Here is a 26,612-nt window from a genome sequence, read left to right on the forward strand (position 1 = left end):
TCGCACGAGTCGTGTGACGGCAGGTGACGGGGTAGGACGAGTAGGGTATCGAGTGAGTATGGGCGTTTTTGCGTGACTCCTTCGGTGGTCGAAGGGCCGGAGGGGAACTCGACCGCGGGGGAGAAGGAATCCGCCCCGTCAGGGAAGGTGAACCATGGGTCTGCTGGACAACATGAAGGCCAGGATCGGCCCGGCGAAGGAGAAGGTGTCGGACCTCGCCCAGCGCCACGGGGGCACGATCGGGCACAACCTCGACAAGGCCGCGAAGGTGGTCGACGAGAAGACCAAGGGCAAGTACAGCGACAAGATCCACGCGGGTACGGACAAGGCCAAGGGCGCCATGGACCGGCTCGCCCACAAGGGCGGGACGAGCCCGGAGAGCCGTACGGCCCCGGAGGCGGGCACGAGCCCGGACCAGGGCACCGGCGCGGCGCCGGGCGGCGCTTCCGCTCCCACGCCGCCGGAGGGACCGCCACCCACGTCCTGAGAGGCGTCGACGGACGGCCGGGAGGCGCGACGCATCCCGGCCGTCCGCCGTGTCCGCCGCGTTTCGCTCACGACCAGGCCGCGACCAGGTACCCCACTCCGTACGGCGCGTCGTCGTAGAGCAGCGCGCCGGAGAGACCGGCGCCCTCGGCCGCTCCGGCCAGCACCTGCCAGGGGGCCCGGCCCGACGCCTTCAGTTCGTGCGCCGGCTCCCGGCCGAGCGCCAGGAGAGCCGACGTGTCGGCCTCCCCCAGTGCCCGGGCGATGCCCGCGTCGAAGGGTTCGGCCCGTTCGTCGAGATAGCCCGGCGCCTTGAGCGTGCGCCGCGCGCTGGCGTCGCCCATCACCAGCAGCGCCACGCGGCCGGCCCGCGCGGCGAGGTCCCGGCCGGCCGCCGCACACCGCTCGGGCGCCGGCGACTCCCCCACACCGAGTCCCTCGACCGGGGCGTCGGACCAGCCGGTGCGTTCCAGCAGCCAGGCGGCGACGGCGAGCGAGGGCGGCAGCTCGCCCCCGGCCCCGGCGCCCGTGTCCCGGCCGAGCCGTACCTCCAGGTCCACGCCGAAGCCGTGGAACGAGCCCCGGGTGCCCTCCGGAAAAACGCCGTGCCCGGAGGCCTCCGCGGGTCCGACGACCACCAGCAGGTCGGGCCGGGCGGCGGCGAGCGCGCCCAGCGCGTCCGTGCAGGCGGCCCGGGCGGAGTCCAGCTCGGGTGCGGCTCCCGCGGCCACCTCGGGCACGAGGAGGGGCGGGCAGGGGCAGACAGCGGCGGCGACAAGCATGATCCGCAGGGTAACGCCGTCGGACGGCCGGTCGTCGGGCGGCCGCTCGCCCGACGGGTCAGTCGCAGCCGCAGCCGCTGTTCGCGGCGACCGGCAGCGGCTCGGGCACCCCCACCTTCGGCAGGCCGAGCATGACACCGGCCGGCTGGGCGACCTCGACGGCGTTGCGCTTCTCCCACGCGTCACCCGCGCGCGTGCGGCGCACGTCGAGCACCGGACCCTCGGCGAGGAGGTGGTGCGGGGCGGCGTACGTGATCTCGACGGTGACCACGTCGCCGGGACGCACGTCCTGCTCGGGCTTGGTCAAGTGGACCAGGCGGTTGTCGGGGGCGCGGCCGGAGAGACGGTGGGTGGCGCCGTCCTTGCGGCCCTCGCCCTCGGCGACCATGAGCTCCAGCGTGCGGCCGACCTGCCGCTTGTTCTCCTCCCAGGAGATCTCCTCCTGGAGCGCGACCAGCCGCTCGTAGCGCGCCTGGACGACCTCCTTGGGGATCTGGTCGTCCATCTCGGCGGCCGGGGTGCCGGGACGCTTGGAGTACTGGAAGGTGAACGCCTGCGCGAAGCGCGCCTCGCGCACGACGTGCAGGGTCTGCTCGAAGTCCTCCTCGGTCTCGCCGGGGAAGCCCACGATGATGTCGGTGGTGATCGCGGCGTGCGGGATGGCGGCGCGGACCTTCTCGATGATCCCGAGGTAACGCTCCTGCCGGTAGGAGCGGCGCATCGCCTTCAGCACCGTGTCGGAGCCGGACTGGAGCGGCATGTGCAGCTGCGGCATGACGTTCGGGGTCTCGGCCATCGCGGCGATCACGTCGTCGGTGAAGTCGCGCGGGTGGGGCGAGGTGAAGCGGACCCGCTCCAGGCCGTCGATGTTCCCGCAGGCCCGCAGCAGCTTGCCGAACGCCTCGCGGTCCCCGATGTCGGAGCCGTAGGCGTTGACGTTCTGGCCGAGCAGCGTGATCTCGGAGACGCCCTCGGCGACCAGGGCCTCCACCTCGGCGAGGATGTCGCCGGGGCGGCGGTCCTTCTCCTTGCCGCGCAGCGCGGGGACGATGCAGAAGGTGCACGTGTTGTTGCAGCCGACGGAGATCGAGACCCAGGCCGCGTACGCGCTCTCGCGCCGCGTCGGCAGCGTGGAGGGGAACGCCTCCAGGGACTCGGCGATCTCGACCTGCGCCTCCTGCTGCACGCGGGCGCGCTCCAGCAGGACGGGCAGCTTGCCGATGTTGTGCGTGCCGAAGACGACGTCCACCCAGGGCGCCTTCTTCACGATGGTGTCCCGGTCCTTCTGCGCCAGGCAGCCGCCGACCGCGATCTGCATCCCGGGCCGCTTCGCCTTCTGCGGCGCCAGGCGGCCCAGGTTGCCGTACAGCCGGTTGTCGGCGTTCTCCCGGACGGCGCAGGTATTGAAGACGACGACGTCCGCGTCGCCGTCCGCCCCCTCCGGCGCCCGCACGTAGCCGGCGTCCTCGAGCAGGCCGGCCAGCCGCTCCGAGTCGTGGACGTTCATCTGGCACCCGTAGGTGCGGATCTCGTAGCTCTTGGGTCCTTGAACGTCCACTGCGGGGCTCCGGTCGCTGCTGCTGGTCATGCGTCAAGGGTAGGTGGTTCCCGGACGGCCCCGGGACGGCGGAGCGTCACGCCCTTCCAGGCCGGGCACCGCGCGGATCCACGGGAGCGACGGCCGCGGGGGGCTTTGCACCCTCGTGACAGCGACACGACCGGCCGCTTCCCCCCCGCATGGGGGCAACTGACCCAAAATGACACGGGTGACGGAGCTTCGTGACGCCCCGCGGGCACCCGCGCCGGAAGGGCCCCCGACCGCGGTGCTGCGCGCATGGCTGCTGCGGCCGGCCGGTCCGGTCCCGGTCGCCCTCCTCGCCGTCGTCCTGTTCGCCCGCGCCGCGCGCGTGGCCGTCGTGTTCGCCCGGGGAGGCATGGACAACGCCTTCGTCGTCCATGCCGGGCAGATCTGGCTGGGCGGTGGCGCTCCGTACACCGACCGGCGCTTCCTGTACCTGCCGAGTGCCGTGCTGTTCGCCGCCGGGCAGGCCGCGCTGCCGGCGGCCGTGGTGCGCGTCGCCGCCCCGCTCGTCTGCGTGGCCCTGATCGCGGGCGGCTGGTGGTGTGCGGTGCGCCTGTTCCGGGTGCCGGCGCGCAGCCGGTTCGCGGTGCTGGGGCTGCTGGGGCTGGTGCTGTGCTGGGCGCCGGTCGGCCACCTGGTGAACCTGGGGAACTGGACGGCGGTCAGCGCCCTGGCGTTGCCGCTGGCGCTGCTGCTGGCGGACCGGGGCCGCTGGGACCTGGCCGGGGTGGTCCTGGGCCTCTCGGTGGCGGTGAAGCCGCTGCTGCTGCCCGTGGTCGTCCTGCTGGTGCTGGCCCGGCGGTGGCGGGCGCTGGCCTGGATGGTGGCGGTGCCCCTGGCCCTGTCGTTGGGCGCGGCCCTGATCATGCCGGACCCGGGCGGCTTCTTCACTCGCACGCTGCCCTTCCTGCTCAAGGGCGGGGACGGTCTGATGCGGCCGTTCGACTCCTCCCTGCCGGCGGTGCTGCCGCGGCTGGGGCTGCCGCCCGTCCCGGCCGAGGCGGTGGCCCTGACCGCGGCGGCGGCCGGTGTGCTCTGCGCCGGGCTGCGCTGGCTGCGCGCCGATCCCGGTCCGGCGCGGCTCACGGACACGGCCGCGCTGCTGATGCTGGCCTCCTACCTGGTGTCCCGGCCGTCCTACGACCACTACCTGGTCGTCGTGGTGCCGCTGCTGGTCGCCGGGGCGCTGGAGGCGGACTCGGTGACGCGTTCGCCGTGGTTCTGGGTCGCGCTCGTCCCGCAGGTGCCCCAGTTCACCTTCCCGCAGCTGGACGCCTCGACCCGCAGGGCGTTCAAGGACGCGGCCACGCTGTCCGCGCTCGCACTGGTGCTCGCCGTGCGGTGCGCCCGGTCCTCACCGCGGTGGCCCGCCGGCCCGGACGTACGCAGCCCGCGTCAGGCGCCGTCGGGGACCCAGCCCTGCCGGCGCAGCACGGCCGACACGTCGGGCGCCACGTAGTGCTCTCCCTTGAGCACCTTGCCGTCGGCGCGGCGGGCGACCCGGCCGTCCGGGCCGAGCTTGGTCATGTTGGCGCGGTGGATCTCGGCGATCACCTCGTCGAGATCGATGCCGTGCACCAGGGCGGTGCCGTACGCCACGTACACGACGTCCGCCAGCTCGTGCGCGAGCCGGTCGAGCGGGCCGCCGACCGAGACCTCCGCGACCTCGGCCGCCTCCTCCGCGAGCAGTTCCCCGCGGTGCGCGGCGAGCTCCGGCGGCACCCGGGTGGGCGTGGGGCGGGCGTCGAGCCCGAAGGCACGGTGGAACTCACGGACCAGATCGGCGGGCGAGGAACTCATACCCGCGAGGTTAGCCGCCGGCCCGGACGGCACCGGCCACCCGCCGGGCCGCCCGCCCCTGGTCAGCACGCCGTCCCACTGGCAGGATCGCGCGCATGCCAAAGCCGTTCCCCCGCATCGGACGACGCCGCGGCCTCCAGGGCACGGCCGCCGGGGTCGTGGTCCTCGGGCTGCTGCTGTGGTGGCTGCTGCCCCTGGGCGAAGCCCCGCCGAGCGGGACGATCACCTTCAGCACGGGAACCCTGCGCGGGGTCTACCAGGAGTACGGCGTGCGGCTGCGCACCGCGTTCGCCAAGGACATGCCCGATCTGAAGGTGCGGCTGCTGACCAGCGACGGCTCACAGGAGAACGTCGCGCGGGTGGCGACCGGCCGGGCCGACTTCACCATCGCCGCGGCGGACGCGGTGGAGACGTACGAGGTGAACCACGGCCCGGGTGCCGCGCGGCTGCGCGGTGTGGCCCGCCTCTACGACGACTACGTGCAGCTCGTCGTCCCCAGCGACTCGCACATCCGCTCCGTGTCGGACCTGCGCGGCAAGCGGGTGTCGGTCGGGCCGCCGGAGTCCGGTGTCCGGCTGATCGCCGAGCGGGTGCTCAGGACGGCCGGGATCGACCCGGAGACGGACATCCGCCCGATGGGCGACGGCATCGGCACCGCTCCGGACCGGCTGCGGCGGGGCGAGCTCGACGCGTTCTTCTGGTCGGGCGGGTTGCCGACGGACGGTCTGCGGCGGCTGGCCGAGAAGTTCGCGTTCCGTTTCGTGCCGATCGAGGCCGAGCTGGTGGCCAGGCTGCACGCCGAGGGCGGCGCCACACGCTACTACCGCGCCACCAACATGCCGGAGTCGGCGTACCCGTCGGCCCAGAAGGGCGCGACCGTGCCGACGATCGCCGTGTCCAACGTGCTGATGACGCGCAAGGACATGGACCCGAGGCTGACGGAGTGGGTGACCCGCACCGTCATCAAGAGCCGCGACGGCATCGGCGCCCACGTCCACTCCGCCCAGCTGGTCGACCTGCGCACCGCGATCTACACCGACCCGCTGGCCCTGCACGAGGGCGCGCGGCGCTACTACCGCTCGGTCAAGCCGTAGGCACCGACCTCGGCACGGCCACCGTCACCCGCAGCCCGCGCGGCTCCTCCTCCCGGTGCCGGACGTAGGAGATCGAGCCGCCGCCCGCCGCGAGCAGCGCGCGGGAGATGGACAGGCCGAGGCCGGAGCCGTTGATGTTCTGGTGGCGTCCGCTGCGCCAGAAGCGGTCGCCGACCCGGGCGATCTCCTCGTCGGTGAGGCCGGGACCGTGGTCGGCGACCACGATCGTCGACGTTTCGCGGTTGAAGGAGACCGTCACCTCGACGCTCTCGCCGCCCGGCGTGAACTTCACCGCGTTGTCGATCACCGCGTCCAGCGCGGACGACAGCGCCACGGGGTCGGCCCAGCCCGTGGTGGCCGGGCAGTCGCCGACCAGTCGCACCCCCTTGGCCTCGGCGGCCGGCGCCCAGGCCGCCACCCGCTCGGCGGCCAGCTCCCCGATGTCGATGAGCGTCAGATCCGGTTCCGCGTGCTCGGCGAGCGCCAGGTCGAGCAGGTCGTCCAGGACCTGGGCGAGGCGTTTGCCCTCGGTGCGCACGGAGGCGATCTCCTCGTTGCCCTCGGGCAGTTCGAGCGCGAGCAGCTCGATGCGCAGCAGCAGCGCGGAGAGCGGATTGCGCAACTGGTGCGAGGCGTCGGCGACGAAGGCGCGCTGCTGTTCCAGCACGTCCTCGACATTGTCCGCCATCTCGTTGAACGACCGGGCGAGCCGCCGCAGTTCGGGCGGCCCGCCGGCGGCCGCCACCCGGGACTTCAGCCGCCCGGTGGCGATGTCGTGGGTGGTGGCGTCGAGGATCCGCACGGGTCTGAGCACCCAGCCGGTCAGCCGCAGTGCCGCGCCGACGGCGAGCAGCATCGCGGCGATCTCGCCGGTGCCGATGAGCAGCCACCCGTGCACGGTCCGCGAACGCACCTGCCCGGTCGGCGAGTCGGTGACGACGACCGCGACGACGTCACCGTCCCGGATCACGGGGGAGGCGACGACGAGCCGGTGGCGCTGCCAGGGCCAGACCTGTTCCGGGTCGTGGCTGCGCCGGCTCAGCAGTGCCTCGTCGAAGGCGTCGCGGACCTCGCCGAACGCGGGCAGCGACCAGTCGGCCGGGGCGTTGGCCATCGGGATGCCGGTCCGGTAGAAGACGCCGGCCCGGATGTCGTAGACCCCGTGGTAGCTGCCGAGCTCGCGGCGCAGGGTCTCCAACCGCTCGTCCGGGACCGTGCGTCGGGGACCGCTGGTCCCGTCGGTGACGAACTGGGCCAGGGCGGCGAAACGCGCGGCGTCGTCGATGCGGTCCACGACCGCCTTCTGCTGCTCGGCTCCGGCGACACTGACGGCGAGCGGGACGCCGAGGGCGAGCAGGACGGCCGCCATCAGGACGATGAGCAGCGGCAGCAGACGTGAACTCACCCGTCCCCGCTAGGCGGCCGGGGCGACGAGGCGGTAACCGACGCCGCGTACGGTCTCGATGAGCGCCGGCGTGCGCAGCTTGGAGCGCAAGGAGGCGACGTGCACCTCCAGGGTCCGTCCGGTGCCCTCCCAACTTGTCTGCCAAACCTCGCTGATGATCTGCTCCCGCCGGAAGACCACCCCGGGGCGCTGGGCGAGCAGCGCGAGCAGGTCGAACTCCTTGCGAGTGAGCTGGACGACCGCGCCGTCCACGCTGACCTGCCGGGTGGGCAGTTCGATGTGCACGGCGCCCAGGCGCAGCGTGCTCTCGCCCCCGGCGTTCGCGTCCTCGTGGGCCGTGCGGCGGCTGACGGCGTGGATACGGGCGAGCAGTTCGCCGGTGTCGTAGGGCTTCACCACGTAGTCGTCGGCGCCGAGGTTGAGGCCGTGGATCCGGGAGCGGACGTCGGAGCGGGCGGTGACCATGATCACGGGAATGCTGGTGCGCTTGCGGATCCTGGCGCAGACCTCGTAGCCGTCCTGGTCGGGCAGGCCCAGGTCCAGCAGGACCACGCCGAAGCAGGCGCTCTCGGGGACGAGCGCCTGGAGGGCCTCCTCACCGCTGCGGGCGTGCGTGACGTCGTACCCGTGCCGCGCCAGGACCGCGGACAGGGCGGCGGCGACGTGGTTGTCGTCCTCGACGAGGAGCAGTCGCATTCCGGCCCCCTCCGGTTCATGTGTCATACGGTCACAGCCTGTAAACGTCGTGCACGCGCGCATGCACCATGGCAGTGACGCCGATGGACGAGGACGGCGTCAAGAGGGTTCCGGTTGCGCACCGTGTGTCGTTATCCAGCCGGTACGCACCCCGCCCGGTCACGCTACGACATGTGTACGCCCGCTACCGGATCGTGATGCTCAGATCTCCCTCAGATGTAATGACGCAGGTCGCATCGGTCATTACTGTCCCCCGAAACCGAGGAGGACGGAGCCTGAAAGCGATGACCGAAGTATCGATGGCCAAGGAAGACGTGGCCTCGACCGCCGATCTGGTCGTCCTGAAGAGCGTCAACAAGCACTTCGGCGCGTTGCACGTACTCCAGGACATCGAGTTGACGATCACCCGCGGCGAGGTCGTCGTGGTCATCGGGCCCTCCGGGTCCGGGAAGTCCACCCTGTGCCGCACCATCAACCGCCTGGAGACCATCGATTCGGGCACCATCAATATCGACGGCAAGCCGCTGCCCCAGGAGGGCAAGGAGCTGGCCCGGCTGCGCGCCGACGTCGGCATGGTCTTCCAGTCCTTCAACCTCTTCGCGCACAAGACCGTGCTCGAGAACGTGATGCTCGGCCAGGTCAAGGTCCGCCGCACGGACAGGAAGAAGGCCGAGGAGCGGGCCCGCGAGCTGCTCGACCGGGTCGGAGTGGGCGCGCAGGCCGACAAGTACCCGGCGCAGCTCTCCGGTGGCCAGCAGCAGCGCGTGGCCATCGCACGGGCGCTGGCCATGGACCCGAAGGTCATGCTGTTCGACGAGCCGACCTCCGCGCTCGACCCGGAGATGATCAACGAGGTGCTGGAGGTCATGCAGCAACTCGCCCGGGACGGCATGACGATGGTCGTCGTCACCCACGAGATGGGCTTCGCCCGATCGGCTGCAAACCGGGTGGTCTTCATGGCCGACGGCCGGATCATCGAACAGGCTGCGCCCGACCAGTTCTTCAGCAACCCGCGCAGCGACCGGGCCAGGGACTTCCTTTCGAAGATCCTGCACCACTGACGCGACGGCCCCGCCGGTGACGCCGTGCGCCACCGGCCCCTGATCGTGCCGTCGCCGTCCCGACGGCTCCGCATCTCCTCAACACCGAAGGAAGTTCACATGAAGCTCCGCAAGGTCACCGCCGCCTCGGCCGTCGTCCTCGCCCTCGCCCTCTCTGCGACGGCGTGTGGCTCGAACGACAAGAAGGACGAGGGGTCGTCGGGTGGTGGCGGCAAGATCAAGGTCGGCATCAAGTTCGACCAGCCCGGCCTGGGCCTGAAGCAGCCCGACGGCTCCTACGCCGGTTTCGACGTGGACGTGGCCACCTACGTGGCCAAGGAACTCGGCTACAAGGCCGACCAGATCGAGTGGGTCGAGACCAAGAGCGCCGACCGTGAGAACGCGCTGGCCCGCGGCGACGTGAAGTTCATCGTGGCCACGTACTCGATCAACGACGAGCGCAAGCAGAAGGTCGACTTCGCCGGGCCGTACCTGCTGGCCCACCAGGACCTGCTGGTCAAGGCGGACTCGGACATCTCCAAGGGCACGGACCTCAACGGCAAGAAGCTGTGTTCCGTGACCGGCTCCACCTCGGCGCAGAACGTGCAGAAGTCGATCGCCCCGAAGGCCGACCTGAAGGAGTACGGCGGCTACTCGGAGTGCATCGCCGGCCTGCAGAGCGGTGCCGTCGACGCGCTGACCACCGACGACTCGATCCTCGCGGGCTACGCCTCCCAGGACAAGTACAAGGGCCAGTTCAAGCTCGCCGGGCTCAAGCTGAGCAACGAGAACTACGGCATCGGTGTCAAGAAGGGCGACACCGCGACCGTGGACAAGATCAACTCCGCGCTGGAGAAGATGGTCAGCGACGGTGCGTGGGATGCCGCGATCAAGAAGAACCTCGGCCCGGCGAACTACAAGAACGAGCCCGCGCCGAAGATCGGCAACATCGTCAAGTGACCCGGCTCGTCCGGTAAGCAGGGATCCGCAGGCCTCGCAGGGTTCCATGGGCGCGCCGCCGCCCGCCGCGCTCACGGCGGCGGCGCGCCACGCCCTCCTCGTACGCCACACACCCGGAAGCGCGGGAGATCGTGTTCGACTTTCTTCAAGGTTACGACGTCCTAGGGGCGTTCTGGATGACGGTGAAACTCACCGTCCTCTCCGCCCTGGGCTCGCTGGTCTGGGGCACCATGCTGGCCGCGATGCGGGTCAGCCCGGTTCCGCTGATGCGCGGCTTCGGCACCGCATACGTCAACATCTTCCGGAACATCCCCCTGACGGTGCTCATCGTCTTCACCTCCATCGGCCTCGCCGACACTTTCGGAGTGACGATGGGCGCGTCCGACTTCAAGGTCCAGGGCTTCCGGCTGGCGGTGCTCGGGCTCGTCGCCTACCACGCGGCGTTCGTCTGCGAGGCGCTGCGCTCCGGCATCAACACCGTGCCGGTCGGGCAGGCGGAGGCGGCGCGCGCGATCGGGCTCAACTTCAGCCAGTCCCTGCGGCTCATCGTGCTGCCGCAGGCGTTCCGCGCGGTCATCGGACCGCTGGCCAACGTACTGATCGCACTGACCAAGAACACGACCGTGGCGGCCGCGATCGGTGTGGCCGAGGCCGCCTACCTGATGAAGACGATGATCGAGAACGAGGCCGAGACACTCGCCATCGGCGCCGTCTTCGCCCTCGGGTTCGTGGTTCTGACCCTGCCCGTCGGCCTTTTCCTCGGCTGGCTCGGCAAGCGACTGGCGGTGAAGCGATGAGTTCCGTTCTCTACGACGCCCCCGGCCCCCGGGCCAAGCGGCGCAATGTCGTCCTCTCGGTCGTCTTCGTCGGCCTGCTCGCGCTGCTCGTGTGGTGGGTCTGGTCGACAATGAACGACAAGGGCCAGCTCAAGTGGGACCTGTGGCAGCCCTTCACCACCTCCGCGGCCTGGACGACGTACCTGCTGCCCGGTCTCGGCAACACCCTGAAGGCCGCGGCGCTTGCCATGATCATCGCCCTTCCGCTGGGCGCGGTCTTCGGCATAGCCCGGCTGTCCGACCACCGGTGGATCCGGGTTCCGGCCGGTGTGGTGGTCGAGATCTTCCGGGCGATCCCGGTACTGCTGCTGATGCTGTTCGCCAACGAGTTCTACGTGCGCTCCACGGGCATCGCCAGCGACGAGCGCCCCCTCTACGCAGTCATCACCGGCCTGGTGCTCTACAACGCCTCGGTTCTCGCCGAGGTCGTACGTGCCGGCATCCTGGCCCTCCCCAAGGGGCAGACGGAGGCCGCCTACGCGATCGGTCTGCGCAAGGGCCAGACGATGAGCAGCATCCTGCTCCCGCAGGCGGTCACCGTCATGCTGCCGGCCATCGTCAGCCAGTTGGTCGTCATCGTGAAGGACACCGCGCTGGGCGGGGTGATGCTCGGCTTCACCGAGCTGCTGAACAACCGCAACACGCTCGCGGCCAACTACGCCAACGTCATCGCCAGCTTCATCGTGGTGGCCGTCATCTTCATCCTGCTCAACTTCGCCCTCACCAGCTTCGCGAGCTGGCTCGAGCGCAGGCTGCGTCGCAGCAAGAGGAGCACCGGCGTCGTCCTCGCCGCGGACGACGAGGAGGTCAACCCCGCCCAGGTCGGCGGCACCTACGGAACGGGTACGGGCGGCACGATCTGACGGGCCGTAAGGCCTTTTGGGGGCACCCGGCGGGGGTGCGGTGGCTGGTGCCGCCGCACCCCCGCCGGCGTTCGGCGCCGAGCAAGGAGCACGGCGGTCGGCCGCGCTCACGAGCCGCCGCACGGCGCACGCCACCGCGCACCTGGAGCACCGGCGTGCGTCCCGCTTGACCGGCTGGCGCCCAGTCTGTTGCATACGTTCTGTGATCGTGCACCGTGCTCCGGCTTCCTGTTCACCTGTGACCCCCTGGACACCACTGCTGGCAGGGGGCGCCGCGCCGTGGACCCGGTGATCGTTGTCGGAGCGGGGCCCGTCGGGCTCACGCTCGCCCTGGCGCTGGCGCGTCAGGAGGTGCCGTCCGTCGTACTCGACGAGGGACCCGGCGCGGACGCGCCGCGCGCCGCGCGCACGGTCGTCCTGCGCGAGGACACCACCGCGCTCGTGGAGCGTCTGGCCGGTGCGCCGCTCGGCGGGGCCGGGCTCCGTTGGGCCGGATGGCGGTCGTTGCGGCGCAAACAGGTGATGTGCGAGATCGCCTTCGACGACGCCGAACCCGCACCGCTGCACATCGCCCAGCACGTGCTGACCGGCGCCCTGCGCGCGGCCGTCTCCCGCGAACCGCTGATCGAACTCGCCGTGGACAGCCGCCTCGACAGCATGGAGCAGGAGTCCACGGGGGTCACCGTCCACACCCGCGGCCCGGGCGGCACGTGGTGGCGCGGCAGTTACCTGGTCGGCTGCGACGGCCCGCGTTCGACCGTGCGCAAGCTCCAGGACATCCGCTTCCCCGGCCGTACGGCCGTCGAGCGGCACGCCGTCGCCGCGGTGCGCACCGAACTGCCCCCGCCCGGCGAAGCGTTCCTCCACCGGCTGCCGCCGTGGCGGACGACGGGCCCCTTCGCCGGGGAGATCGCCGCCCGTCCGCTCCCGGACGACGTATGGCGGCTGGACTGGCTGCTGCCGCCCGGCAAGGACCTGGTCACACCCGAACTGCTGCTCGCCCGCATCCGGGAGACCCTCACCGGCTGGACCGGCGAAACCTCGCCGTCGTACGAACTCCTGGACACCGGAGTCCACACGGTCCACCACCGGGTGGCCCGCCGCTGGCGCGCCGGGCGGGTCTTCCTCGCCGGGGACGCGGCCCACCTGCTGGGCGCGCTCGGCACCCAGGGTCTCGACGAGGGCCTGCGGGACGCCGACAACCTCGCCTGGAAGCTGGCGCCGGCCTGGCACCACGGGCCGCACGAGGGGCTGCTGGACAGCTACCAGACCGAACGGCGCGCGATCGTCGCCGCCCGGCTGCGCGCCGCCGACCAGCTGCTGCCGGTGCTGCGCGGGGGCGGCGGACTGCGGTCCCTCGTGCCCGGGTCCGGCCGTGGACACGACGCCCTGCTGATGGACGGACATCTGGGGCGCGGACCGCTGGGCGCGCCGGGGGCGTACGTCGGCTCACCGCTCACACCCTCGCCCCTCGACGGAGAGGTGCTGGTGGACACGCCGGCCGGCGCTCCGGTCGCCGACGTGGTGGTCACCGCGGAGGACGGTTCCTTCGTGCCGCTGAGGGACCGGCTGGGCCACGGCGCGCTGCTCGTGGTGCTGATCGCGCCGGGCACGGGTGTGTGGGAGCGCCGGCACTGGGTGAGCGCCGGCCTCATGCCCCGGCTGGCCGCCGCGGTGACCGCGCTGCCGCACCCCGCCGAACTGCTGGTCGCCGAGAGCTACCCGGGCGCCGCTCCCCACACCGTCCTCCTGGTACGACCCGACGGGCACCTGGTCACCGCGCTGAGCGGGGTGCGCCCGGCCGACCTGTACACCGCGGCGGAGACGGCGCTGGGCGGCGCCGGACATGCCGAGGACCGTGCCGAGGCGGGCGCGCGCTGACCGCGGAGCCCTGTGGACCGTACGCGCCGTGCGGTCCACAGGGTGGCGGCGAGTTGACCGGTCGGTACCGCCGTGGTCTACTCCGGAACGTGACCGACACCGATGTGCGCCTGTGGCGGAGGGTCCACATGGACCTCGTCCGCTATGCGGGCTGCGTGTGTCGTCCGGCCTGTTGAACTCGCTTTCCCTCCCCCGGCGCGCCGCCTCATTCGCACACTCCCGTACGTCCTTCGTCCGTGCCCTGTGCCGCCGCGCGCCTTTCGCGAACGCTCTTCAGGACGGTGCACGTGTCTGTCTCGCCCCTCGGCCCCTCGGCTCCCGATCTCTCCCCTGACGCTTCCCCACCCGCCGTGTCCGCGCCCTCCGTACGGGCGCCGACGCAGGCGGAACTCCTCGACTTCGTGCGGCGCACCGCCGCCGACACCGGGCTGATCGCCTCGCTTCCGCTCGACCCGGAGGGCCGCACCTGGGTGCGCCTGGAGGGGCCCGGCGGCAGTGAGGCCTGGCTGATCGGCTGGCCGCCCGGCACCGGCACGGGCTGGCACGACCACGCCGACTCGGCGGGCGCCTTCGTCACCGCGGCGGGCGAGCTGAAGGAGAACTCGCTCGCGGCCCGGCTGCCCACCGACGGCTGGAAGACCCTCGAACTGACCGAGGGGGTGGACCGCGAACGGCGGCTCCCGGCGGGGCGGGGCCGCTCCTTCGGCCGCCACCACGTGCACGAGGTGCTCAACGAGTCCACCGACCGGCACGCCGTCTCCGTGCACGCCTACCATCCGCCGCTGCCCCGCATCCGCCGCTACAGCCGCACCGGGCAGACACTGCGCCTGGAACAGGTCGAGCGCCCGGAGGACTGGCAGTGAGCACACCCCAACCACCCGTCGGAATCGATGAGTTGCTGGAGCGGATCCGCCGGGGTTACGAGCGCGTCGAGGCGCGCGACGCGTACGCGGCCGCCCGCGCCGGCGACGCGCTCCTGGTGGACATCCGCTACGCCGCGCTGCGTTCGCGGGACGGCCTGATACCGGGCGCCCTCGTCGTGGAGCGCAACGAACTGGAGTGGCGGCTGGACCCGCTGGGCAGCCACCGTGTCCCCGAGGCCACCGGCCACGATCTGCGCGTGGTCGTCGTCTGCAACGAGGGCTACGCGTCGAGTCTCGCGGCCGCTTCCCTGCACCAGTTGGGGCTGCTCCGGGCGACCGACCTGGTGGGCGGCTTCCAGGCATGGCGCTCGGCCGGGCTGCCGGTGACGCCGTGGGACGGCCGCGTTCAGTCGTCGTAGAGGGAGTCGCACGCCAGGCCCGCGCGCTCCCCGTGGTGTCAGTGTCTCCCGGCGCAGGCCGCCCGGCGGGCGCCGGCTCAGTACCCCTCGTCGGCCAGGAAGTCCGTGTCCTCGCCCTCCTCCTCCAGCGCCTGCCGGACCACGCGCAGGGCCAGGCCCTCGGAGTAGCCCTTGCGGGCGAGCATCCCGGCGAGGCGGCGCAGTCGTTTGTCGCGGTCGAGGCCGCGGGTGGAGCGCAGTTTGCGGGCGACGAGTTCGCGCGCGGTGGCCTCCTCCTGATCGGCGTCGAGCCGGCCGACCGCCTCGTCGATCAGCGCCGCGTCGACGCCCTTGGTCCGCAGCTCCCGGGCGAGCGCGCGCCGGGCCAGTCCGCGCCCGTGGTGCCGGGACTCCACCCAGGCGTCCGCGAACGCGCTGTCGTCGATCAACCCGACCTCCTCGAACCTGGACAGGACCTCGTCCGCCGCCTCGTCCGGGATCTCCCGCTTGCGCAGGGCGTCCGCGAGCTGCTTGCGGGTGCGCGGGGTCCCGGTGAGCAGGCGCAGGCAGATGGCGCGCGCCCGCTCCACCGGGTCCCCCGGAGGCTCCCCCTGCTCAGCCCTCGGCAGGGAGAAGGTGCCCCCGTCATCGCCCCCGTCCTCGGCGGACGCCTCGCCGAAGCCGCGCCGACGGCGTCCGCGTCCACCGTGCGACCCGCCGTCACGCGAGCCGCCCCGGCGCGCACCACTCACGGGTGGGCCACCAGCGCGCCGCTGTCCGCCGTCGCCCCAAGGCACACCAGCGTCCGGCTCGGCATCCCCGTGCACGCCGTCTCCGTCCGTGCCCGAGCCGAGCGCGTCCCCGGTGCCCCTCCCCCGTGGGGCACCGAAGGCGGCGTGCTCGTACGCCTGCTCGTGCTCGTACTCGGCCCAGTCGGTTCGCCGTGTCACGGGTCAGCTCTTGGCCGAGGAGGCCTTGGGCTTGGTGGCCTTGGCGGGCGCCGTCTTGGCCGCGTCGTCCGCGGCGGTGGTGACCGCGGCGTCCGCGCCCGGCTCCGCGGCCGGCTCCTGCGGCCGTACGCCGACGCCCAACTTCTCCTTGATCTTCTTCTCGATCTCGTTGGCCAGGTCGGGGTTGTCCTTGAGGAAGTTGCGCGCGTTCTCCTTGCCCTGGCCGAGCTGGTCGCCCTCGTACGTGTACCAGGCGCCGGCCTTGCGGACGAAGCCGTGCTCCACGCCCATGTCGATCAGACCGCCCTCGCGGCTGATGCCCTGGCCGTAGAGGATGTCGAACTCGGCCTGCTTGAAGGGCGGCGCGACCTTGTTCTTGACGACCTTGCAGCGGGTCCGGTTGCCGACCGCCTCCGTGCCGTCCTTCAGGGTCTCGATACGGCGGATGTCGATGCGCACCGAGGCGTAGAACTTCAGGGCCCGGCCACCGGTCGTGGTCTCCGGGGAGCCGAACATCACGCCGATCTTCTCGCGGAGCTGGTTGATGAAGATCGCGGTGGTCTTGGACTGGTTGAGCGCGCTGGTGATCTTGCGCAGGGCCTGGCTCATCAGCCGGGCCTGGAGACCCACGTGGCTGTCGCCCATCTCGCCCTCGATCTCCGCGCGCGGGACGAGCGCGGCGACGGAGTCGATGACGATGAGGTCGAGGGCGCCGGAGCGGACCAGCATGTCCACGATCTCCAGGGCCTGCTCGCCGTTGTCCGGCTGGGAGAGGATGAGGTTGTCGATGTCGACGCCGAGCTTCTTCGCGTACTCGGGGTCGAGGGCGTGCTCCGCGTCCACGAACGCGACCTGGCCGCCCGCCTTCTGCGCGTTCGCCACCGCGTGCAGGGTCAGGGTCGTCTTGCCGGAGGACTCCGGTCCGTAGATCTCCACGACTCGGCCGCGCGGCAGGCCACCGACGCCGAGGGCCACGTCGAGCGCGGTCGACCCGGTCGGGATGACCTCGATCGGCTCCTTCGACCGCTCGCCCATGCGCATGACCGCGCCCTTGCCGAATTGTCGTTCAATCTGTGCGAGCGCGGCGTCGAGCGCCTTCTCGCGGTCGGTTCCTGCCATGGGTTCCACCCGGTTTGCTTGAGTCGATCGCTTCACGTCAAAGACGCTAACGCCTGCCACTGACAATGCGCCCCGACGCACGTCCGGCCTGTGGATAACTCAGGCACTTCTCCCCCCGAACCGGGGCGAAATCCCTTCCGTTGAGCCTCGCCGGAGCTTCCATGAGAATGGATGTTCGATTTTCGTGTCAAGCGCACCCGGCGGCGCCCTGCCGAGCACGTCCTGCCGAGCACGTCCTGCCGAGTACGCCCTGCCGAGCACGCCCTGCCGAGCACGCCCTACCGAGCACGCCCTACCGAGCACGCCCTACCGGGCGCGCCACAGCCGGCGCGCGCGGGCGAGCAGGCCCGGCACCGGGCCGCGTCCGCGGTGGCCGTGTACGCGGGGGTCGTCCGTGACGGCGTACCTCGTCACATAGGCGCCCAGGAAGGCCTGGAGGGTGGCGACCGCGGGAATGGCGATCAGCGCGCCCACGGCGCCGAGCAGGGCGGTGCCCGCGATGACCGAGCCGAAGGCGACCGCGGGGTGGATGTCCACGGTCCTCGCGGTCAGCTTGGGTTGCAGCATGTAGTTCTCGAACTGCTGGTAGACCACCACGAAGACCAGCACCCACAGCGCGTACCAGGGGTCGACCGTGAAGGCGATCAGCATCGGCAGGGCGCCCGCGAGATAGGTCCCTATGGTCGGGATGAACTGCGAGACCAGACCCACCCAGACACCGAGCACGAGCGCGTACGGCACTCCCAGGGCCTGGAGCAGGACGTAGTGGGCGATCCCCGAGACGAGTGCCATCAGGCCGCGCGAGTACAGATAGCCGCCGGTCTTGTCGACCGCTATCTCCCACGCGCGCAGCACCTCCGCCTGGCGGGCGGGCGGCAGCAGGGAGCAGATGGTGCGGCGCAGCCGCGGACCGTCGGCGGCGAAGTAGAACGAGAACAGCGCGATCGTCAGCAGCCGGAACAGGCCTCCGAGCACCTGGGCGGACACGTCGAGCACGCCCGCGGCGCTGTTCTGCGCGTACTTGCGCAACCAGTCGGAGTGGAGCAGTCCCTCCTGCACGTCCACCCGTCTGAGCTCGGTGTGGAACGTGGTGTTGACCCAGTTGATGACGGAGTCGAGGTACTCCGGGAAGCCCTCGACCATCTTGATGATCTGCCCGGCGAGCATCGAGCCGAGCAGCGTCACGAAGCCCGCCGACGCGATCGTCAGACCGAGGAAGACCAGGAAGGTCGCGAGCCCCCGCCGCATCCCGCGGGAGGCCATGCGGCTGACCGCGGGCTCGATGGCGAGGGCCAGGAAGAACGCGATGAGGACGTTGAGGAGCAGGCCGGTCAGCTGGTGGAAGGCCCAGCTGCCGAGCTGGAAGGCGGCGACGAGGCCGATCGCGAGCACCATGGCCCGCGGCAGCCAGCGGGGCATGCGGGCGCCCGGCCCGGCTGCGCCCTCGGCCGGTACCGGAGACCGGGGAGGCGGCGTCGTAGCGAACGGGGATGCGTGCGGGGTCGTCTGCCCGGTCTCGTCAGTGGGTGCCACGGTGCAAGTCTCGCCGACGCCGCCGGCGGCCCGGCACCGGCCCGTGATCCTCGGGTCCGGTCAGTGCCTCTCCCGCGGGACGTTCATGACCTGGCACACCACGCGCCACACGTCCTTCGCGTTCCAGCCGGCCGCCAGCGCCTCGTGCACCGTGCGCCCGCCGAGCTCCGACATCACGTGGTCGCGCGCGAAGGTGTCGGCGTACCCCGTGCCGAAGTGCTCCGCCATCCGCTCCCAGAAGACCGTCAACCGCATGATCCCAGTATCCCGCCCCTGCGGGTGACCTCGTTCCGGGGCCACCTGGGGAGACCGCTTTCCGCCCTACGGTCTGACGCATGGCCGAGACCGGAGCTCCCCCTTCTCCCCCTTCTCCTCCGCCGCCCCCGGCGTCCTCCCCGCTGTTCCGCGCCGAGCACTTCGTGTGGCTCACCGCGCGCGTGCTGGAGCAGCGGCTTTTCGCGTACCACTTCCTGAACGGCGGCGCGGATCCGGTGGAGACCGCGCTGGACGCCTACCGCAACGAGGACGGCGGGTACGGTCACGCGCTGGAGCCCGATCTGCGCGGCCCCGTCAGCCAGCCGCTGCACACCGCGCACGCGCTGCGTGTGCTGGACACCCTCGGCCGCTGCGGCGGACAGCGGGTGGAGCGCGTGTGCCGCTATCTGACCTCCGTCTCCACCTCCGACGGCGCGCTGCCCGCGGTCCATCCCGGTCAGCGCGGCTATCCGGCGGCCCCCTTCGTGCCGATCGTGGACGACCCGCCGAGCGACCTCCTGGCCACCGGACCGGTGGTGGGCCTGCTGCACCACAACGAGGTGTGGCACGCCTGGCTGTTCCGGGCCACCGACTTCTGCTGGCAGCGGGTCGAGTCCCTGGCGACCTCCCATCCGTACGAGATCGAGGCGGCCGTCACCTTCCTGGACTCGGCACCCGACCGCACACGCGCGCGTGCGGCCGCCGACCGGCTCGGCCGTCTGGTGCGCGACCGGCGCCTGGCCCTACTGGACCCGGAGCGGCCGGAGGCCTACCCGGTCGCACCGGGCTACGCCCCCGGGGAGCACCACTTCCCACACGACTACGCGCGGACACCCGGCTCCCTCGCGCGCGCGTGGTTCACGGACGAGGAGATGAAGCGCTCCCTGGACCACCTGGCCGACCGTCAGGAGGAGGACGGCGGCTGGCCGGTCACGTGGCACCAGTGGGCTCCGGGCACCGCGCTGGAGGCACGCCCCATGGTCACGATCGAGGCGCTGCGCACCCTCAGGGCCTACGGCCGGCCCATCGGCTGAACCGCCGCCGGTACGCGCCCCGGCTCACCCCGTCAGGGCCCGCACCCCGGCCGTCACCACCACGGCCGCCCCGACCACCACCAGGAACGGCGCCCGCAGCAGCAGCGCCACGGCGGCGGCCGCGAGCCCGGCCGCCCGCGCGTCCAGCACGAGCGTGTGCCCGTCGGCGAACGTCTGCTGGGCGGTGAGCGCGGCCAGCAGGGCGACGGGCAGCAGCGCGGCGAGCCGCTTCACCAGCGGCCGTTCCAGGGCACCCGCGGGGACGAGCAGCCCGGCCAGCTTGACGGCATAGCAGCCGACAGCGGTCACTGCCACCGCGATCCAGATGTTCAACGATCTCCCTCTCGTACGTCGTCACGGGCACGGCTGCCGCGACGGCCCCGCAGGTACAGCACGGCCGGCGCGGCGAACGCGGCCGCCAGGACCGGCACCCCGGCCGGCAGCACGGGCAGCAGACCGAGCCCGAGCAGTACGGCCAGAGCGGCGACGGCCCGCTCGGTGGCGGTCTTCAGCATCGGCGCCAGCAGCGCCAGGAACACGGCCGGCCCGGCCGCGTCCAGACCCCAGGCGTCGGTGTCGCCGAGGGCCTCGGCGCCCAGCGCGCCCAGCAGCGTGGTGAGGTTCCACAGGACGTAGAGGGTGACCCCGGTGACGGTGAAGCCGATCCGCGCGCTGCGCCGCGTGGGCTGGGCGAGCGTCACCGCCGTGGTCTCGTCGATGACCCATTGGGCCGCGAACGGCCGCACCGCGCGCGGGAGGGCCAGCAGCTGCGACAGGCGCAGCCCGTAGAAGGCGTTGCGCACGCCCAGGAAGAAGGCGCCCGCGGCCGCCGTGAACGGGTTGCCTCCGGCAGCCAGCGCCCCCACCAGCGCGAACTGGGAGGCCCCGGTGAACACCAGCAGGCTGAGCGCGCACGTCTGCCAGAGCGTGAGCCCGCTGCCCGCCGAGGTCACCCCGAAGGCGAACCCGGACAGTCCTACGGCGACCCCGACCCCCAGGGCGTCCCGTACGACGGCGGCGTCGGGCTTTCCTCCGTCGTCGGCGCGTATGTCTGCGAGAGCTGTCTGTTCTGCCACGGCGTCGAGGGTAGGAAGAGCCGGGACCTGGCGTCTTGTACGTTCTTGCGCTCGCGCTGGTAGGCCCCCGGGGGCACGCCCACGATCCGGGAGAAGTGCCGGCTCAGATGCGACTGGTCGGTGAAGCCGACGACGACGGCGGCCTGGGAGGGCGCGGTGCCCGCGTCCAGCAACCGCCTGGCCCGGCGCACCCGGGCGTCGGTCAGCCAGGTGTGCGGCGGCATTCCGTAGGCGTTGCGGAAGGCCCGCAACAGCGCGAACGGGCTGCTGCCCAGGTCGGCCGCCAGTCTCTCCAGGCTCGGCGGCTCGGCCATCCGCTCCTCCAGGACGGCACGCGCGCGTGCCGCGGTCCGCGCCCCCGCCGTCCGTATCTCCCGCTGCGGCAGCGCCCCTCCGTTGAGCCGCAGCAACCGCGTCACGGCGACCCGCAGCAGGGTGTCGGCGGCCAGCGCGTTCCCCTCGTCCGCTGCCCGCAGCACCTGGTGCACCAGCCCGACGGCGTACGGATCGTCGAGCACGGGACGGACGAAGCCCGGCGTCCCGCGAATGCCCGTCGTCTCCCCGGCGATCTCGGCGACCAGCTCCGGCGACGGATACACCGCGCCGTACCGCCACCCCTCGGGCACCGCCGCACGCCCGGTGTGCGGTGTGTCGGGATTGACCAGCGCCAGCGTCCCCGGGCCCGCGTACTGGTCGGACCCCCCGTGGTGGAACACCTCCACGCCCTCGACGATGGCGGCGATCACGAAGTGCTCGTGGGTGTGCCGCACGAACTCCTTGCGGACGTAGCGGGCCCGCAGCAGATCGACACCGGGCAGTTCCTCGTACTGCCAGTGCCGCGCCCGCTCCTCACCCGCTGCCGCCATACCCCCGATTCTCCGTCGTCGGCGCGGCTCCACCGGCGTGGGGGCCGCCCAGGGCGGCCCCGGGCACGCCCAGGTCGGGGGGCGTTGTCAGTGGCCGGGTGCACGATGGACACATGGTCAGCGACGCACACCGGGCCCTCGACGGCTTCTCCCCCGCGACCCGCGGCTGGTTCACGGGGGCGTTCTCCGCGCCCACCGCCGCCCAGGCGGGGGCGTGGCAGGCCATCGGCGAGGGCTCGGACGTGCTGGTGGTCGCCCCGACCGGCTCCGGCAAGACTCTCGCCGCCTTCCTCGCCGCGCTCGACCAGCTCGCCTCCACCCCGCCCCCGGCCGATCCGAAGAAGCGCTGCCGGGTGCTGTACGTCTCCCCGCTCAAGGCCCTCGCCGTGGACGTGGAGCGCAACCTGCGCAGCCCGCTGACCGGTATCCGCCAGGAGTCCGTCCGCCGCGGTCTGCCCGAGCCGGAGGTGAAGGTCGGCATCCGCTCCGGCGACACCCCGGCGGCCGAGCGCCGCGCCCTGTCCACCCGGCCGCCGGACATCCTGATCACCACGCCCGAGTCGCTGTTCCTGATGCTGACCTCGGCCACGCGGGACGCTCTGACCGGCGTGGAGACGGTGATCCTGGACGAGGTGCACGCGGTGGCCGGCACCAAGCGCGGCGCGCACCTCGCGCTGTCCCTGGAGCGCCTGGACGAGCTGCTGCCGAAGCCCGCCCGCCGCATCGGCCTGTCCGCGACGGTCCGCCCGGTCGACGAGATCGCCCGCTATCTGTCGCCCCGCCGGAAGGTGGAGATCGTCCAGCCGGAGTCCGGCAAGGAGTTCGACCTGTCGGTGGTCGTCCCCGTCGAGGACCTGGGCGAGCTGGGCGGTTCCCCGGTCGCCGACGGTGGCGACGGGGCGGAGCGGCCCTCGATCTGGCCGCATGTCGAGGAGCGGATCACCGACCTGGTTCAGGCACACCGCTCGACGATCGTGTTCGCCAACTCCCGCCGGCTCGCCGAGCGCCTGTGCAACCGGCTCAACGAGATCGCCTACGAGCGGGCGACGGGCGAGTCCCTGGACGAACACCACTCCCCCGCCGAGCTGATGGGCGGCTCCGGCGCGGCGCACGGCGCGCCGCCGGTCATCGCCCGCGCGCACCACGGCTCGGTCTCCAAGGAGCAGCGCGCCCTGGTCGAGGAGGACCTCAAGGCGGGCCGGCTCCCCGCGGTGGTCGCCACCTCCAGCCTGGAGCTGGGCATCGACATGGGCGCCGTCGACCTCGTCGTCCAGGTCGAGTCCCCGCCGTCCGTGGCCTCCGGACTGCAACGGGTCGGCCGCGCGGGACACCAGGTCGGCGCGGTCTCCACCGGCGTGGTCTTCCCGAAGTACCGCGGCGACCTGGTCCAGGCCGCGGTGGTCACCGAGCGGATGCGCTCAGGCGCCATCGAGTCTCTCAAGGTGCCCGCCAACCCACTGGACGTCCTCGCCCAGCAGCTGGTGGCGATGACGGCGATGGACACCTGGCAGCTGGACGACCTGCTCGCCCTGGTCCGCCGGGCGGCGCCGTTCGCCTCACTGCCGGAGTCGGCGTTCACCGCCGTCCTGGACATGCTCGCCGGCCGCTACCCGTCCGACGCGTTCGCGGAGCTGCGCCCGCGCGTGGTGTGGGACCGCGTCGCGGGCACGATCACCGGCCGCCCCGGCGCGCAGCGCCTCGCCGTCACCTCCGGGGGCACGATCCCCGACCGCGGCCTGTTCGGGGTGTTCCTCGCCGGCTCGGACCCCAAGAAGGGCGGCGGCCGGGTCGGCGAGCTGGACGAGGAGATGGTCTACGAGTCCCGGGTCGGCGACGTCTTCACGCTCGGCACGAGCTCCTGGCGCATCGAGGACATCACGCGCGACCGGGTCCTGGTCTCGCCCGCGCCGGGCGTGCCGGGCCGGCTGCCGTTCTGGAAGGGCGACCAGCTGGGCCGCCCGCTGGAACTGGGCCGCGCGGTGGGCGCCTTCCTGCGCGAGGTCGGCTCCCTGCCGGAGGAGGACGCGCGGCTGCGACTGCTGGCCGCCGGCCTCGACGCGTGGGCCGCGGACAACGTCCTGTCGTACCTGGAGGAGCAGCGCGCCGCCTGCGGACACGTCCCTGACGACCGGACGATCGTCGTGGAGCGCTTCCGTGACGAACTGGGCGACTGGCGGGTCGTGGTGCACTCCCCCTTCGGCGCCCAGGTGCACGCCCCCTGGGCGCTGGCGCTCGGCGCCCGTCTGTCCGAGCGGTACGGCATGGACGCGCAGGTCATGCACGCCGACGACGGCATCGTGCTGCGCCTGCCCGACGCCGATCTGATGGGCCTGGACCTGCTCGACCAGGAGCCGGTGAAGGCCGGCCTGGAGTACGACGCGGAGCAGGCGCCCGTCGGGGCCGCGGACGTCACCTTCGACAAGGGCGAGGTCGACCAGACCGTCACCGACCAGGTCGGCGGCTCGGCCCTGTTCGCCTCCCGCTTCCGCGAGTGCGCCGCCCGCGCGCTGCTGCTGCCGCGCCGCAACCCGGGCAGGCGCACCCCGTTGTGGCAGCAGCGCCAGCGCGCCGCCCAACTGCTCCAGGTGGCGAGCGAGTTCGGCTCGTTCCCGATCGTGCTGGAGGCGGTCCGCGAATGCCTCCAGGACGTCTTCGACGTCCCGGGACTGGTCGAGCTGATGGGCGACGTCGAGTCCCGCAAGGTGCGCCTGGTCGAGGTCACCACCCCGGAGCCGTCCCCGTTCGCGCGTTCGCTGCTGTTCGGGTACGTCGCCCAGTTCCTTTACGAGGGGGACTCGCCGCTCGCCGAGCGCCGCGCCGCCGCGTTGTCGCTGGACTCGCGGCTGCTGTCCGAGCTGCTGGGCCAGGCGGAGCTGCGCGAACTGCTCGACGCCGAGGTGCTGGTGGAGCTGGAGCGCGAGCTTCAATGGCTGACCGAGGACCGCCGTGTCAAGGACGTCGAAGGCGTCGCCGACGTACTGCGGCTGCTCGGTCCGCTCTCGGAGGCCGAGCTGGCCGAGCGGGGCGCCGAGCCCGGCTGGGCGCGGGAGCTGGCCGGGGCGCGCCGGGCCAGCCGGGTCCGGATCGCCGGAGCCGACCACTGGGCCGCGATCGAGGACGCGGGACGGCTGCGCGACGCGCTCGGCACCGCGCTGCCGGTGGGCGTCCCGGAGGCGTTCACCGAGCCGGTGAAGGACCCGTTGGGCGACCTCCTGGCGCGCTACGCCCGCACCCACGGCCCGTTCACGTCGGCGGCGGCCGCGGCCCGCTTCGGACTGGGCGTCGCGGTCACCGAGGGCGCGCTCCAGCGGCTCGCCGCGGGCGGCCGTGTCGTACAGGGTGAGTTCCATCCTGCGGGCATCGGCCAGGAATGGTGCGACGCGACCGTGCTGCGTCGGCTGCGCCGGCGTTCGCTGGCCGCGCTGCGGCACGAGCTGGAGCCGGTGCCGCCGGCCGCGCTCGCGCAGTTCCTGCCCCAGTGGCAGCACATCGGCAAGGGGCACGGACTGCGCGGCATCGACGGACTGGTGCGCGCGGTCGAGCAGTTGCAGGGCGCGTCCGTGCCCGCCTCCGCGCTGGAGAAGCTGGTCCTGCCGTCCCGCGTGGCGAACTACACCCCGTCGATGCTGGACGAACTCACCGCGGCCGGCGAGGTGGTGTGGGCGGGCGCGGGCGCGCTGCCCGGAAAGGACGGCTGGGTCTCCCTGTACCTGGCGGACACGGCCCCGCTGCTCCTGCCGCCCCCGCACCCACTGGAGCCGACCGCGCTCCACCAGTCGGTCCTGGACGCCCTCTCCGGCGGATACGGCCTGTTCTTCCGTCAGATCGCCGACCAGGTCCGCGCGACCACCCACCCCGAGGCCACGGATCCCCAACTGGCCGACGCGCTGTGGGACCTGGCGTGGTCCGGACGGCTCACCAACGACACGCTCGCCCCGATGCGCTCCCTGCTGGGCTCGGGCCGCACCGCGGGTTCCACCGCGCACCGGGCCAAGCGCGCGGTTCCGCGCGGGCGTTACGGATCTCTGACGGCCGCCGCCCGCACCGCGTCCCGCAGCGGCCCGCCGACCGTCGCCGGCCGCTGGTCGCTGCTGCCGGTTCACGACCCCGACCCCACCGTGCGTGCCCACGCCCTGGCCCGTACGCTCCTCGACCGGCACGGCGTGGTCACGCGGGGCGCGGTGGGGGCGGAGGGTGTCGAGGGCGGCTTCTCGGCGGTGTACCGGGTCCTGTCCGCCTTCGAGGACAACGGCCAGGCCCGGCGGGGCTATGTGGTGGAGGGCCTGGGTGCCGCGCAGTTCGCGATGGACGGCGCGGTGGACCGGCTGCGCGCTGTGGCGAACGCCCGTGAGCGGGGCGAGGGCCTGCCCGGCGCGGTCTCCGGGAACGGTGGTCCCGACGGCTCCCGGGCCCCCGGTGGCTTCGACAGTGGTATCGACTCCGGCTTCCCCGCCGCCGAACTCAGCCCTGACTTCGACGGTGACCTCGGCGGCGACTTCGGCGGCGACGTCGACTGGCTGGACTCCGGCCGCCCGGCCCCCGGTGACTACGTCTCGCCAAGGGACCTCGCCTCACCGGCTCACGGAGGCCCGAGGGGCGGCGGGCAGGCCTTCCCGTACGGCAACGGCTTCGGCGACCGCCGTGCCCGTACCGCCGACACCGGACCCCGAGGGGTCGTCCTCGCCGCCGCCGACCCCGCGAACGCCTACGGCGCCGCCCTCTCCTGGCCCGAGCCGCCGACCGGTGCGGGACACAAGCCGGGCCGCAAGGCCGGCTCCCTGGTGGTGCTCGTCGACGGCGAACTGGCGCTGTACATGGAGCGCGGCGGCAAGACGCTGCTGGCCTGGCCGGCCGACCCTGACGGCGCGGCCGGTGACGACCCGCGCCTGCGTGCGGCCGCCGAGGCGCTCGCCGCGGCCGCCCGCGCGGGCTCGCTGGGCACGGTGACGGTGGAGCGGGTCAACGGCGCCTCGGCCCTGACCTCCCCCCTCGGCGCCCTCCTGGAGGGAGCGGGGTTCATAGCGAACCCGCGCGGACTGCGCCTGCGCGCCTGATCCAGGACAGCGGGAACCACCCACACGCGCACCCGCACG

Annotated in this window: 25 protein-coding genes; 13 read left to right on the forward strand and 12 right to left on the reverse strand. The window is 72.6% G+C overall.

All coding sequences use genetic code 11. From position 1 onward, the window contains the following. Nucleotides 1–154: 154 nt before the first annotated feature. Nucleotides 155–487, forward strand: coding sequence for an antitoxin (locus tag ACFY3J_RS17160; RefSeq protein ID WP_384184373.1), 333 nt, complete (start codon nt 155–157; stop codon nt 485–487). 67 nt (nt 488–554) lie between these two features. Here ACFY3J_RS17160 and ACFY3J_RS17165 read toward each other — a convergent pair whose 3' ends face one another. Both ACFY3J_RS17165 and miaB read right to left on the reverse strand, forming a co-directional pair. Further along, nucleotides 555–1,268: a class III extradiol dioxygenase subunit B-like domain-containing protein gene (locus ACFY3J_RS17165; RefSeq protein WP_384184376.1), complete on the reverse strand. Its 714-nt coding sequence runs from the start codon at nt 1,266–1,268 to the stop codon at nt 555–557. Nucleotides 1,269–1,326: 58 nt separating this feature from the next. After that, a complete protein-coding gene (gene miaB, locus ACFY3J_RS17170; protein ID WP_390841132.1) occupies nt 1,327–2,856 on the reverse strand; it encodes a tRNA (N6-isopentenyl adenosine(37)-C2)-methylthiotransferase MiaB in 1,530 nt (509 codons plus the stop codon). A gap of 178 nt (nt 2,857–3,034) precedes the next feature. On the opposite strand from miaB, the gene ACFY3J_RS17175 reads away from it, so the two are divergent. Continuing rightward, nucleotides 3,035–4,309 carry a glycosyltransferase 87 family protein gene (locus ACFY3J_RS17175; protein WP_390841133.1) on the forward strand — a complete coding sequence of 425 codons (1,275 nt, stop codon included), beginning with the start codon at nt 3,035–3,037 and terminating at the stop codon, nt 4,307–4,309. Here ACFY3J_RS17175 and ACFY3J_RS17180 read toward each other — a convergent pair. Then, complete coding sequence (locus tag ACFY3J_RS17180) at nt 4,246–4,650, reverse strand: MazG nucleotide pyrophosphohydrolase domain-containing protein (protein ID WP_141357687.1); 405 nt, start codon at nt 4,648–4,650, stop codon at nt 4,246–4,248. The genes ACFY3J_RS17175 and ACFY3J_RS17180 overlap by 64 nt on opposite strands. 95 nt (nt 4,651–4,745) lie before the next feature. Here ACFY3J_RS17180 and ACFY3J_RS17185 point away from each other — a divergent pair, with 95 nt between their 5' ends. Next, nucleotides 4,746–5,744: a TAXI family TRAP transporter solute-binding subunit gene (locus tag ACFY3J_RS17185; protein WP_384184384.1), complete on the forward strand. Its 999-nt coding sequence runs from the start codon at nt 4,746–4,748 to the stop codon at nt 5,742–5,744. On the opposite strand, the gene ACFY3J_RS17190 is transcribed toward ACFY3J_RS17185, so the two are convergent. Continuing rightward, nucleotides 5,734–7,149 (reverse strand): sensor histidine kinase, encoded by a 1,416-nt coding sequence (locus ACFY3J_RS17190; RefSeq protein WP_384184387.1) that lies wholly within the window; start codon nt 7,147–7,149, stop codon nt 5,734–5,736. The genes ACFY3J_RS17185 and ACFY3J_RS17190 overlap by 11 nt on opposite strands. Before the next feature lie 9 nt (nt 7,150–7,158). Next, nucleotides 7,159–7,845 (reverse strand): response regulator transcription factor, encoded by a 687-nt coding sequence (locus tag ACFY3J_RS17195; RefSeq protein WP_384184473.1) that lies wholly within the window; start codon nt 7,843–7,845, stop codon nt 7,159–7,161. A gap of 284 nt (nt 7,846–8,129) precedes the next feature. Between ACFY3J_RS17195 and ACFY3J_RS17200 the strand changes: the two genes are divergently transcribed. The 8 genes from ACFY3J_RS17200 (at nt 8,130) to ACFY3J_RS17235 (ending at nt 14,707) form a co-directional block, all read left to right on the forward strand. Continuing rightward, the gene (locus ACFY3J_RS17200) at nt 8,130–8,906 is read left to right on the forward strand and encodes an amino acid ABC transporter ATP-binding protein (protein WP_384184390.1); all 777 of its coding nucleotides are present in this window, start codon (nt 8,130–8,132) and stop codon (nt 8,904–8,906) included. A gap of 99 nt (nt 8,907–9,005) precedes the next feature. Continuing rightward, nucleotides 9,006–9,845 (forward strand): glutamate ABC transporter substrate-binding protein, encoded by an 840-nt coding sequence (locus tag ACFY3J_RS17205; RefSeq protein ID WP_384184393.1) that lies wholly within the window; start codon nt 9,006–9,008, stop codon nt 9,843–9,845. A gap of 131 nt (nt 9,846–9,976) precedes the next feature. Then, nucleotides 9,977–10,642, forward strand: a complete 666-nt coding sequence (locus ACFY3J_RS17210) for an amino acid ABC transporter permease (protein ID WP_384184395.1) — start codon at nt 9,977–9,979, stop codon at nt 10,640–10,642. Next, nucleotides 10,639–11,544, forward strand: a complete 906-nt coding sequence (locus ACFY3J_RS17215; RefSeq protein ID WP_384184398.1) for an amino acid ABC transporter permease — start codon at nt 10,639–10,641, stop codon at nt 11,542–11,544. Before ACFY3J_RS17210 ends, ACFY3J_RS17215 begins: the two co-directional genes overlap by 4 nt. Nucleotides 11,545–11,823: 279 nt before the next feature. Then, complete coding sequence (locus tag ACFY3J_RS17220) at nt 11,824–13,425, forward strand: FAD-dependent monooxygenase (protein ID WP_390841134.1); 1,602 nt, start codon at nt 11,824–11,826, stop codon at nt 13,423–13,425. 104 nt (nt 13,426–13,529) lie between these two features. Then, on the forward strand, nt 13,530–13,601 hold the full coding sequence (locus ACFY3J_RS17225) for a putative leader peptide (RefSeq protein ID WP_324838480.1): 72 nt from the start codon (nt 13,530–13,532) through the stop codon (nt 13,599–13,601). A gap of 111 nt (nt 13,602–13,712) precedes the next feature. Then, on the forward strand, nt 13,713–14,288 hold the full coding sequence (locus tag ACFY3J_RS17230) for a cysteine dioxygenase (protein ID WP_390841135.1): 576 nt from the start codon (nt 13,713–13,715) through the stop codon (nt 14,286–14,288). Next, a complete protein-coding gene (locus tag ACFY3J_RS17235; RefSeq protein ID WP_384184407.1) occupies nt 14,285–14,707 on the forward strand; it encodes a rhodanese-like domain-containing protein in 423 nt (140 codons plus the stop codon). Before ACFY3J_RS17230 ends, ACFY3J_RS17235 begins: the two co-directional genes overlap by 4 nt. 77 nt (nt 14,708–14,784) lie before the next feature. Here the strand turns inward: ACFY3J_RS17235 and recX are convergent, their stop codons facing one another. The 4 genes from recX to ACFY3J_RS17255 form a co-directional block, all read right to left on the reverse strand. Continuing rightward, nucleotides 14,785–15,636, reverse strand: coding sequence for a recombination regulator RecX (recX, locus tag ACFY3J_RS17240; RefSeq protein ID WP_390841136.1), 852 nt, complete (start codon nt 15,634–15,636; stop codon nt 14,785–14,787). A gap of 3 nt (nt 15,637–15,639) precedes the next feature. Next, a complete protein-coding gene (gene recA, locus ACFY3J_RS17245) occupies nt 15,640–16,755 on the reverse strand; it encodes a recombinase RecA (protein WP_384184412.1) in 1,116 nt (371 codons plus the stop codon). A 306-nt stretch (nt 16,756–17,061) separates the two neighbouring features. Then, nucleotides 17,062–18,288: an AI-2E family transporter gene (locus ACFY3J_RS17250; protein ID WP_384184415.1), complete on the reverse strand. Its 1,227-nt coding sequence runs from the start codon at nt 18,286–18,288 to the stop codon at nt 17,062–17,064. Nucleotides 18,289–18,348: 60 nt separating this feature from the next. Further along, nucleotides 18,349–18,543, reverse strand: coding sequence for a DUF3046 domain-containing protein (locus ACFY3J_RS17255; RefSeq protein ID WP_384184418.1), 195 nt, complete (start codon nt 18,541–18,543; stop codon nt 18,349–18,351). Nucleotides 18,544–18,623: 80 nt separating this feature from the next. On the opposite strand from ACFY3J_RS17255, the gene ACFY3J_RS17260 reads away from it, so the two are divergent. Further along, nucleotides 18,624–19,577 carry a hypothetical protein gene (locus ACFY3J_RS17260; protein WP_384184421.1) on the forward strand — a complete coding sequence of 318 codons (954 nt, stop codon included), beginning with the start codon at nt 18,624–18,626 and terminating at the stop codon, nt 19,575–19,577. 24 nt (nt 19,578–19,601) lie between these two features. Here the strand turns inward: ACFY3J_RS17260 and ACFY3J_RS17265 are convergent, their stop codons facing one another. Genes ACFY3J_RS17265 through ACFY3J_RS17275 form a run of 3 tightly spaced genes read right to left on the reverse strand, consistent with a single transcriptional unit; the run spans nt 19,602 to nt 21,519 of the window. Then, nucleotides 19,602–19,910, reverse strand: coding sequence for an AzlD domain-containing protein (locus ACFY3J_RS17265; RefSeq protein WP_141357715.1), 309 nt, complete (start codon nt 19,908–19,910; stop codon nt 19,602–19,604). Beyond that, nucleotides 19,907–20,653, reverse strand: coding sequence for an AzlC family ABC transporter permease (locus ACFY3J_RS17270; RefSeq protein WP_384184425.1), 747 nt, complete (start codon nt 20,651–20,653; stop codon nt 19,907–19,909). Before ACFY3J_RS17270 ends, ACFY3J_RS17265 begins: the two co-directional genes overlap by 4 nt. Further along, nucleotides 20,554–21,519, reverse strand: coding sequence for an AraC family transcriptional regulator (locus tag ACFY3J_RS17275; protein WP_384184428.1), 966 nt, complete (start codon nt 21,517–21,519; stop codon nt 20,554–20,556). The genes ACFY3J_RS17270 and ACFY3J_RS17275 overlap by 100 nt, the downstream gene beginning before the upstream one ends. A 113-nt stretch (nt 21,520–21,632) precedes the next feature. Between ACFY3J_RS17275 and ACFY3J_RS17280 the strand changes: the two genes are divergently transcribed. Then, on the forward strand, nt 21,633–26,573 hold the full coding sequence (locus ACFY3J_RS17280) for an ATP-dependent helicase (RefSeq protein WP_390841137.1): 4,941 nt from the start codon (nt 21,633–21,635) through the stop codon (nt 26,571–26,573). Nucleotides 26,574–26,612: the final 39 nt, after the last annotated feature.

The organism is Streptomyces sp. NPDC001231 (assembly GCF_042896885.1).
Classification (GTDB): Bacteria; Actinomycetota; Actinomycetes; order Streptomycetales; family Streptomycetaceae; genus Streptomyces.